Annotated in this window: 12 protein-coding genes and 1 pseudogene; 5 read left to right on the top strand and 8 right to left on the bottom strand. The window is 61.8% G+C overall.

What is annotated here, in order from left to right; translation table 11 throughout:
• A partial coding sequence (locus AC1DT7_RS21380; protein WP_478038199.1) for an IS3 family transposase occupies positions 1–209 on the top strand: 209 nt, incomplete at its 5' end.
• A 36-nt stretch (positions 210–245) separates the two neighbouring features.
• Positions 246–611 (top strand): annotated as a pseudogene (locus tag AC1DT7_RS21375) (HEPN domain-containing protein); the annotation flags it as partial.
• A gap of 189 nt (positions 612–800) precedes the next feature.
• Here the strand turns inward: AC1DT7_RS21375 and AC1DT7_RS21370 are convergent.
• Complete coding sequence (locus AC1DT7_RS21370; RefSeq protein ID WP_478038198.1) at positions 801–1,196, bottom strand: thermonuclease family protein; 396 nt, start codon at positions 1,194–1,196, stop codon at positions 801–803.
• On the opposite strand from AC1DT7_RS21370, the gene AC1DT7_RS21365 reads away from it, so the two are divergent.
• Positions 1,177–2,013, top strand: coding sequence for a hypothetical protein (locus AC1DT7_RS21365; RefSeq protein ID WP_478038197.1), 837 nt, complete (start codon positions 1,177–1,179; stop codon positions 2,011–2,013). The two genes, AC1DT7_RS21370 and AC1DT7_RS21365, sit on opposite strands and share 20 nt — an antisense overlap.
• Position 2,014: 1 nt before the next feature.
• Entirely contained in the window at positions 2,015–2,329 is a 315-nt protein-coding gene (locus tag AC1DT7_RS21360) for a hypothetical protein (protein ID WP_478038196.1), read from the top strand.
• Between the two features lie 12 nt (positions 2,330–2,341).
• Here AC1DT7_RS21360 and AC1DT7_RS21355 read toward each other — a convergent pair whose 3' ends face one another.
• The 5 genes from AC1DT7_RS21355 to AC1DT7_RS21335 form a co-directional block, all read right to left on the bottom strand.
• A complete protein-coding gene (locus AC1DT7_RS21355; RefSeq protein WP_478038195.1) occupies positions 2,342–2,989 on the bottom strand; it encodes an SOS response-associated peptidase in 648 nt (215 codons plus the stop codon).
• A 50-nt stretch (positions 2,990–3,039) separates the two neighbouring features.
• Positions 3,040–3,696 carry an SOS response-associated peptidase family protein gene (locus AC1DT7_RS21350; RefSeq protein WP_478038194.1) on the bottom strand — a complete coding sequence of 219 codons (657 nt, stop codon included), beginning with the start codon at positions 3,694–3,696 and terminating at the stop codon, positions 3,040–3,042.
• A gap of 1 nt (position 3,697) precedes the next feature.
• Positions 3,698–4,024 (bottom strand): hypothetical protein, encoded by a 327-nt coding sequence (locus AC1DT7_RS21345; protein ID WP_478038193.1) that lies wholly within the window; start codon positions 4,022–4,024, stop codon positions 3,698–3,700.
• A 68-nt stretch (positions 4,025–4,092) separates the two neighbouring features.
• A complete protein-coding gene (locus AC1DT7_RS21340; RefSeq protein ID WP_478038192.1) occupies positions 4,093–4,383 on the bottom strand; it encodes a hypothetical protein in 291 nt (96 codons plus the stop codon).
• A gap of 241 nt (positions 4,384–4,624) precedes the next feature.
• Positions 4,625–4,819, bottom strand: coding sequence for a DUF6961 family protein (locus AC1DT7_RS21335; RefSeq protein WP_478038191.1), 195 nt, complete (start codon positions 4,817–4,819; stop codon positions 4,625–4,627).
• A 250-nt stretch (positions 4,820–5,069) separates the two neighbouring features.
• Between AC1DT7_RS21335 and AC1DT7_RS21330 the strand changes: the two genes are divergently transcribed.
• Positions 5,070–6,233, top strand: a complete 1,164-nt coding sequence (locus AC1DT7_RS21330) for a serine hydrolase domain-containing protein (RefSeq protein ID WP_478038190.1) — start codon at positions 5,070–5,072, stop codon at positions 6,231–6,233.
• A gap of 372 nt (positions 6,234–6,605) precedes the next feature.
• Here the strand turns inward: AC1DT7_RS21330 and AC1DT7_RS21325 are convergent, their stop codons facing one another.
• Both AC1DT7_RS21325 and AC1DT7_RS21320 read right to left on the bottom strand, forming a co-directional pair.
• Entirely contained in the window at positions 6,606–6,890 is a 285-nt protein-coding gene (locus AC1DT7_RS21325; RefSeq protein ID WP_478038189.1) for a hexameric tyrosine-coordinated heme protein, read from the bottom strand.
• Between the two features lie 26 nt (positions 6,891–6,916).
• Positions 6,917–7,837, bottom strand: coding sequence for an NADP-dependent oxidoreductase (locus AC1DT7_RS21320; RefSeq protein ID WP_478038188.1), 921 nt, complete (start codon positions 7,835–7,837; stop codon positions 6,917–6,919).
• Positions 7,838–8,018 lie beyond the last annotated feature (181 nt).

Below are 8,018 nucleotides of genomic sequence, written 5' to 3'. Positions count from 1 at the left end.
CCGGCAACGTCTGGGACAATGCCGCGATGGAGAGCTTCTTCTCCTCGCTCAAGACCGAACGGATCGCGCGGAAAACATACCGTTCCCGCAATCAGGCACGCGCGGATGTATTCGATTATATCGAGCGCTTCTACAATCCGACACGCAGGCACTCGACCCTGGGCTATCTCAGCCCCATGGACTTCGAGAAGCAGGCTAAGGTAGCCTAACCTGGTGTCCGTGGAACCGGGGGCAGCTCATTTCTCAACATGGCGCTGCTAGCGACCGCGGAAGGTAACCGAAACGAAGCTGCATTCGTTCTGCATCAAGCGGCCGAGCGGCTCTACCACTGCACGCTCTTGGTACTCACCCTTTACAGCCCCAAATCCCACCGACTTAAGTTCCTTCGCTCCCAATGTGAACAAATCGCGCCAAGCCTGGTCAGCGCTTGGCCACGTGACGATAAATTCAGCCGACGATGCTTTGAGCTGCTGCGCGAAGCCTACGTTAATGCCCGTTACTCACCACACTACGAGATTCGTCCAGAGGAGCTGTCCTGGCTCGGCGAGCACGTCGCCGAGTTGCGTTTGTTGGTTGAGAGGGTCTGCATCGAACGGCTTGCCGCGACATAACTTTCCCCGCCTGACATCATCTCCGTCAGCTGTTTGTGATTTCGCTTCGAGCTAAGCCCTCAATGAGGTGGGCGGGCCGTGACTTCGACTCGATCAAGGGCACTCAGCGCTCCCCTCGCACTTCCCAACTCCGGACACTCATTCATACGGGTGAACCGTCCTTACCTGGCACGTCGCACTGGGCRCCGCCTAGGGGCTTAGGTCGATTCGGCAGCCGGGCATCCGATAGCGCCGCCAATAGCTGTCCCACCTCGTAGCAGCGCCGGCTGCGAGGATGGCGCACGACAAGTCGCGACCATCGGCAAACCGGCAGCGCGCGACCACACGCGAATAGCTTTGCCCAACCGGCTGGCAGGTTAGCGCCTGGCGCAGCACCATGCGGCTGACGATCGCGCGCGAGCGATCAGCGAGCCGATCACTGCAGACGTAGCCGACGCGTCGAGTGCGGCAGGGCTCGGCGTTCTCGTAATCTGGCGCCTGGATGCCGGCGACACGGATCTTCGTACCATCGGCGCAGTGGATCGGCCCGTCACCATCGTGAACCGCGACGACCTGGCAGACGAACATGATTGGTGCGGCGATCATATTGCCGGGCTCAGTAGGCCAGCCAATCCACTTCGGCATCATCTACGGCAGCGAACACGTCACCGTCGGCCTGCCGTTGGCGCAGGTGCGAGCGCACGGTCTCCGGATCGCCGTCCTTCGGGAAATTTCGATCAGCGCGAGCGGCAGCGGCCAGGTCATCGACCCAATCGCCTCTATCGCGTTGAGCGAGCAGCCACCGCCCAAGGGCCTCGCGCTTGGCTTCGTAACGCTCTGCTTGGTCAACCACGTTCGCTTCCTCCGAGTCGAACCCCGGGTATCGCACCTCACATTTGTTCACGCAATGTTCTTGCCGAATCGGCATGGCTCAGTCCAAACCCCTGCAATGACCGACGCACAGCGAAACTGGATAGAAGGGAACAACTGGCTCGCGCATCGCTGGTCGATCGAGCTAAAGGCCTCGCCCTATGGACAGTGGGTGATCCATGCCGGCACGGTCGAAGGCCATCGCATCGGGCAAGCGGCGAGCCGGGAAGACTACGACCTCTGGCACGCGCGTCAGCGTCCGACGTGCCTAGCTCGGTTCATCGCCGGTCGCCCCTCAGTCCACCCCGCTGCCGTCCTCGTCGTTGCTGGCGAATATCGGCTGGGCAAGATACCTGCCGAATTGTGGTGCGGATACGACGTCACGCATCTCTTGGACCTGCCGCCGCTGACGCTGATTTCAGCGAAGGCCCGGGCGGTTTTTCCGGATTGGCCCATGGCGATGCTTCGCGTCGTGCGTCAGGATGACGTAAAGGGGTTGAGGCTTAAGCCGGCGCCGGCCGCCCGCGGCCCGAGGCTTCGCGCCGTCGCATAGGATGGCGCGCTACGACAGCGACGGCGAGAAGATCGCAACCTGCCTATTCGAGGTGGCCGCCTATCAGCGCACGCTCAAGGCAAGTTGCCCGAGCTGCGGTCATGAAGGCGTCTTCAGCGGGCACGCCCTGTGGTGGCTATTCCAACGCAAGCGGTGGGCGGACCACCTCAGCTATGTTCGCGAACGACTCAAATGCACGATGTGCGCTCAACGCGGCGTCAGGATCACAATCGGGCGGGAGCCGCCGACGATCACATCGCTTCCCATGCCGGACGAGGGCGCGTGGAAGCGCGCGGTGCAGAAGTATCGAAGCTAGATGGTCCGTCGCTCAAAGGAGCGTGGGCGCTTCCGCCGGCGGCGTCTTCTTCTTTATCCAGGGGTCTCTGGTGCGCTCCATCACGATAAGGCTGTCAGGGAAACATCGCTCCTGAAAAGCTATAAGGTCGTCGAACCCGCCGCGTAGCCATTGCTCGTATTCGTCCCGGTGAAGAAGCACCGGCATGCGGTCGTGAACCGGCCTGATCGCTTCGTTGCAGTCGGTCATGACGCCCGAATAGACCGGACCCCACTCACCGCTGTCGCGCCACAGTCCTGCCCAGGCGAAAATCGGCTCATCCTTCACGGAGAACCAGGTCCGCGTCTTTGAACCCTTCTCGCCTTCAGCTTCGGCAAAACCGGTAAGCGGTATCAGGCACCGCCATTCCGGCTTGCGCGCCAAGCCGACCCACATTCCCTTGCGAAGGTCGGCGATATTGTTGACTGGCTTCGGCTTTGCCGTCGGGCTCATGGTCTTCAGTCGCAGGGGAAAGCCCCACGTCATCGACTGCATCACGCGCTGGCCGTCCGCCTCGCGTACGACCAAGCCCGGCGCTCCGGGATAGACCTCCTCGCCCGCATTCGAAAACACCGGGGTATCGACCCGGAAATGCGCGGCCACTTCAGCCGCCGATTTGCGGTTCGCGTAGAGATTGCACATCCCGACAGCTTAGTCCGACGATGCCAGTTCGCAATAGCGCCGAGGCCGCATCACAAAAGGTCGATCTGAACGCCGGACCGCGGCGGTACGCCACTTCTCCATGGATCTTCCGTTCGATCGACAAGCATCCGGTCAGCGGCGATTGGTGCCCGATACTGCAATCGGATCACATCTTGGATCGATCCCCGCAGCCACAGTTCGTGCTCACCGGGCTCGAGCAACACAGGCATGCGGTCATTCGTCGGAGGGATGGCTTCGTTCGCTTCCATGGTCATGCCAGCATACACCGGCCCGACGTCGGGTATATTCCGGCAGAAGCCGGCCCAGGCCATGATCGGCTGGCCTGCGAGCGAGAACCAAGTACGGGTCTTCTCCCCGGGCTCGCCATCAGGATTGGCGAAATGCGTAATCGGAATAATACACCGGTAGCGTGGATCGACGACCAGGTGTTCCCACATCGGGTTTGTCAGGTCGGCGACTAGGCCAATGATGCCCGGCTCGTCCCCATTCAGCAGCATCTCGCGCGTTAGGCGCGGGAAGCCCCATCGCATCAGGCGGAGCCGCCGCCGCCCGCCAGCTGAAAACATAACAACGCCATCATGCCCCTCAGTCGTTTCGGACGGGATAGGCAATCCCTCCGCAGCTTCGGCGCCGAGGAAAGCAGCGACATCGTCCAGCGGCGCCCTCAGGCTGTGGAGCCGAGACATGTCATGCCGCCACTGCCCGGCCGATAGGGTAGGTCGAGAGCAGAATGTCTAGCGTACTGACGCCGGTCGCGTCGTTGAGCGCGCGGAAGTCCTTGGCTCGCTGCTCGATCACCTTTGCTGCAGCCTCCGACGCTTTCCGTAGATCGCGAGGCGATTTGAAATTCGTGTCGTTGTCGATCACGGCCGCAATGCCCATCGCGAAAAACTCCACGAGGTCATCGGCAGTCAGGTCATTGCCGTCTGCCATCGTACCGAGCTGCTCCATGATCTGTCCGACATGGGCCTGTAAGACACTCAGTTTATCTTCGGTGCTGACATTCTGCTGCATGGCTAGTTCCGACTCGATTGAGCGCGGAACATATCAGGAACTTATAGAAGGCGGAAGCCGTAGAGGCGTCAGGTGTCCAACCTGCGTCGCTCGATCTCGTACAAGATCAGATCGGCGTTATCGTCAGCCGGCTCGCCCGTGGTGCGTTGATAAAGTGCAAGCAGCTCGCGGTCGGTCAGAAGCAAAATCCGCATCCGGTCGCATTGCTGGTCGAGCTCGGCTGCCTCGCCGTACTTGCCTTCCGCGCAAAGGGCTTTGGCCACACCGCAGATAGTGTCGATATGGCTCGGGCCATATTCGTCGAGCAACGCTCGGTCCTGATCCCAGAGCTGCGCTTCGGTTGGCTCCTCCACCATCATTCCCCTCCCGCGACATATGGGTGCGCTTCCCTCACTATCGCCGCTGCTCGCTCAATCGTCGCGACATCGGTTCTGTTCCCGGTCGGCGTAATATGCCAGTTCGAGCGGACATTCGTGGCAACGGGTAGCTTCTCGATCTGACTGATGCACTTGCGCCAATGGCCTGCTGGTTTCTTCGTCGCACCCGCGAGAATCTCGACGAGGATCTCAACCAACCTTTGTGGCGTGGGGACGCTGTCGCTCACCCCAGTAAGAGCCGACGCGGATTCCGAAGTTGGTCCAGCTTTGAAGCGATCTGCTTCAAACGCTCGACCCCGGCATCGTCGCCTGTCAGGGCCAGAGCCCCGAGACGCTCAGCCAGGAACACTGGCGCCTGGTCACCGTGCTGGCGCTCAATGGCGAGAGCTTCGGCCCATCGTTCATGATCCGGCGACATACTGCATCCCAAACGGCGCGACCTGCACTCCGCGCAAAGTCATGTTCTGATACCATCCGCTAGCGAGTCAACATCCGGTAATTGACGATGACGGATGCAACCGAAGGCGCTGGTGGCTTGCTTTCGGTGAAAGGGCCTCCCCACAACCTCGCTCTGCGACGCCGATTGAGCGCCAAGCCGCCAAACTTGGATTTGCGGCGGTGTCGACCATCCAGTCGCTTTTCGATAAGAGTGCATGATGTTGAGGCGCATGATGGGGTCCGTCGCATTGCTCGGCGCGACCGTTATGCCGCCGCTTGCGCTCCCGGTTGTTCCACCAACCTCGCGCAGCGCGCAGACTGTCGCGCACAACAGGGTGCTGGAGGTTCTCGATCGATTTGCCGATGCCTATCTTCGTGACTCCTGCCGCGCCGGCATCTCGATCGTTGCGCGTATTGATGGAGCTACGTACTTCTCCAACCGGGGCTTTGCCGACCGGTCGCTCCGAACTGCACCTACACCCGACAGCGTCTACGAACTGGCTTCTGTATCCAAGACCTTCGCTGGAGCGATAGCGGCGCGAGCGCTGGTGGAGCGTCGTGTGACCCTCGATGCGGATTTTCGCCTCTATCTGCCCGGAGACTATTCCAATTTGGTGGCGTCGGGGGTGCCGATCACCCTGCGCACTCTGGCTACGCATACAGCGGGGCTTCAGCGCGACCTGCCTGACAGCGACCCATTGCTGGCGAAGATCGATTATGATCGCATCGGTTACCAACTCACGGAATTGAATCGCGGCTACACGCGCAAGCAGTCACTTGCCGACCTTGGCAGGGTGAGACTTCGGACCGTGCCGGGCGCTAGCTTCGCTTACTCGAACCTTGGCATTCGTGTGCTCGGTTACGGGCTCGAGACAGTTTACGGCACGTCATTCGAACGATTGCTGCGGAGGTCGATCCTGAACCCGCTTCGGATGACCTCCACCAGCCTAAAGGTCAGCCCGGCGATGCGCGCTCGGCTTGTCGTACCTTATGGCCGATCCGGCAAAGTCCAGCCGCTCCATGATTCCAGTGCCGGCGCGGCATACGGCCTCTATTCAACCCCGCGCGATATGGGTCGCTATCTTGCCTGGCAACTGAACGAACGCGACCCCTCTATCGCGCGCGCCCACGAGCGCATCCGAGGCACAGTCGACGACGCACAAGGTCTGATCTGGAACATCGGGCGTGCAGATGGTCAGCGGATGCTTTGGCACGGCGGCGGTTCTTTTGGCGAGACCAGCCAGATGGTGATGTTCCCAGACCGCCGCTTGGGCTTCGTACTGCTTGCCAACGATAGCTGCGAAGGAAGCGAGGCAGCGATGAAGGCGTTGGCAATCTCGGTCGGAGGAGGTCTATCTACGAGAAGACCTCGGCCTCTGATCTCCCAGCGGTGATCCAGTTATGAGCTTGGAGGCGATGCTTCGCTCACGATCAAGCAACGCCAATTAGCGCCACTCCGGCGATTTGGTGGCATCGTCTATTTGGCGGACAACTGCAGCTCGCTCGCGAGGCCGAGGTTGGGCCGAGTAGATTAACGGCTTGGGCAGGAACAGGATCAGAGGAGACTTTGGACGCGTCGTTCAGCCTCGAAATGCGCGATTATTCCTGCGGCAGCGAGTTCCTCAGCTGCCCAGACGTTGTAGCCCTATGCGAGTTGAATCCGGGAACGATGACCAGCACGGCACGCGCGCCTTCCGCTGGAGACCAGGAGCGAAGAAACAATGCGGGCGCATTCGCGCGCTCGATCCGCTCTTCGGTGTTCAAGGTCACGATTGCGCCCGTTGCACCGCACCGCCAGCCGGAGCGTCGCGCCAGTAATCATTGGCGGCGGCGATGGTAGCAAATTCGACCGCGATGACATGGCTCGCAGCGATCAGCCCGAAGGGGTCGTGCGCATATTGCGATCGGCCGTTCTGCAAGACCTCCAGTTCGTGCTGCATCGCGTGGACCGAGTGCCTGGCGAGCATCATTGCCAAGGCGCGTCCCTCTTCTGGAGACGGCGTCAGCAAACTGTTGCCGGGGACGAGTGGCGTCGTGGGAACCTCGGTCATCGTGTTTCCTTTGCTGCGAGAGGCGTTCAGGGTACGAGCACCAGCTTTCCCGGCGGGGCGGTGCCCGTCTCGATCATGGCGTGGGCGCGACGCGCGTCGGAAAGTGCAAGCACCTCTCCGATGCGTGCCTGCAGGTCCTCAGTGGAGAACAGGTCGGCGAGCTGGACCAGCTTGTTGGTTGTAACGGCGACGAGCATGAACTGCGCACGCACCTTGTGGCGCCTGGCGAGCTCTTGATCCGGTTCCGCGGCCGAAGAGACGAGCACCCCGCCGGTGCGCAGCCATGCGAACGCTTCCACCAGCGCGACGCCGCCGACCGTGTCGATCACGGCGTCCGCGGCGCCAAGGAAGCGTGCCGGTACCGCCGCGCCTGCATGCACGGCGACGGCACCCATGGCCGCTATGCGATCCAGTTCGTGAGTGCGGCCGGTCGCCACGACCTGCGCGCCGGCAAGAAGCGCAAGCTGGACCGCATAGGCACCCACGTTGCCGGCGCCGCCGATCACCACCACCGTCTGACCAGCGTCGACGCCGGCATGTTCGAACACCATTTGAAGCGCCGTGCACCCGATGACCGGCACCGACGCTGCCTCCACGTCGCTGAGGCCCATAGGGCGCCCGGCGAGCATGCTGGCTTCGGCCACTGCATATTCTGCATAGGCGCCCGTGAAGCGCGCGTTGGTGGCACCATAGACCGGGGAGCCGGCCGCGAAGTCCGTGACGCCGGCTCCGATGGCCTCGACGACACCGGACAGGTCCGCGCCCAGCGTCAGCGGCAATGGCTGGGGCAGCACGCTGCGTCCCGAGCGGACCCACAGGTCCCAAGGCCCTACGCCTGCTGCGGCAACCTTGACGAGAACCTGACCTGCCTCGGGAATGGGCTGCGGCACCTCCTCGTAGATCATGGCATCGAGCCCGCCGAATGCGTTTACCCGGACGGCCTTCACCGCGGTCGTTCCCCGGTGCCGTTCGGGCCGATGTGCGCGTGTCGCGAGATCGTAGTCATTCCAATCTCCTCATGAAGATCGGTTCTAGTCGTTCCCGGTGCACCCTTCTGGGGTCTGAGTGCGGTCCTTTATTCCCAAATTGCGGTAATTTCGCTGGCGATCCAAAGAGCGGGTGCGCGGA

The sequence above is a fragment of the Sphingomonas sp. P3_C6 genome (assembly GCF_056402595.1).
This window is presented reverse-complemented; position numbering and strand designations above follow the sequence as displayed.

Excerpts from the sequence above, each read along its gene's own strand:
- AC1DT7_RS21355 (WP_478038195.1), bottom strand. The coding sequence starts at position 2,989 with ATGTGCAATCTCTACGCGAACCGCAAATCGGCGGCTGAAGTGGCCGCG.
- AC1DT7_RS21345 (WP_478038193.1), bottom strand. The coding sequence starts at position 4,024 with ATGCAGCAGAATGTCAGCACCGAAGATAAACTGAGTGTCTTACAGGCC.
- AC1DT7_RS21340 (WP_478038192.1), bottom strand. The coding sequence starts at position 4,383 with ATGATGGTGGAGGAGCCAACCGAAGCGCAGCTCTGGGATCAGGACCGA.
- AC1DT7_RS21370 (WP_478038198.1), bottom strand. The coding sequence starts at position 1,196 with ATGATCGCCGCACCAATCATGTTCGTCTGCCAGGTCGTCGCGGTTCAC.
- AC1DT7_RS21335 (WP_478038191.1), bottom strand. The coding sequence starts at position 4,819 with ATGTCGCCGGATCATGAACGATGGGCCGAAGCTCTCGCCATTGAGCGC.
- AC1DT7_RS21350 (WP_478038194.1), bottom strand. The coding sequence starts at position 3,696 with ATGTCTCGGCTCCACAGCCTGAGGGCGCCGCTGGACGATGTCGCTGCT.
- AC1DT7_RS21365 (WP_478038197.1), top strand. The coding sequence starts at position 1,177 with ATGATTGGTGCGGCGATCATATTGCCGGGCTCAGTAGGCCAGCCAATC.
- AC1DT7_RS21330 (WP_478038190.1), top strand. The coding sequence starts at position 5,070 with ATGATGGGGTCCGTCGCATTGCTCGGCGCGACCGTTATGCCGCCGCTT.
- AC1DT7_RS21360 (WP_478038196.1), top strand. The coding sequence starts at position 2,015 with ATGGCGCGCTACGACAGCGACGGCGAGAAGATCGCAACCTGCCTATTC.
- AC1DT7_RS21325 (WP_478038189.1), bottom strand. The coding sequence starts at position 6,890 with ATGACCGAGGTTCCCACGACGCCACTCGTCCCCGGCAACAGTTTGCTG.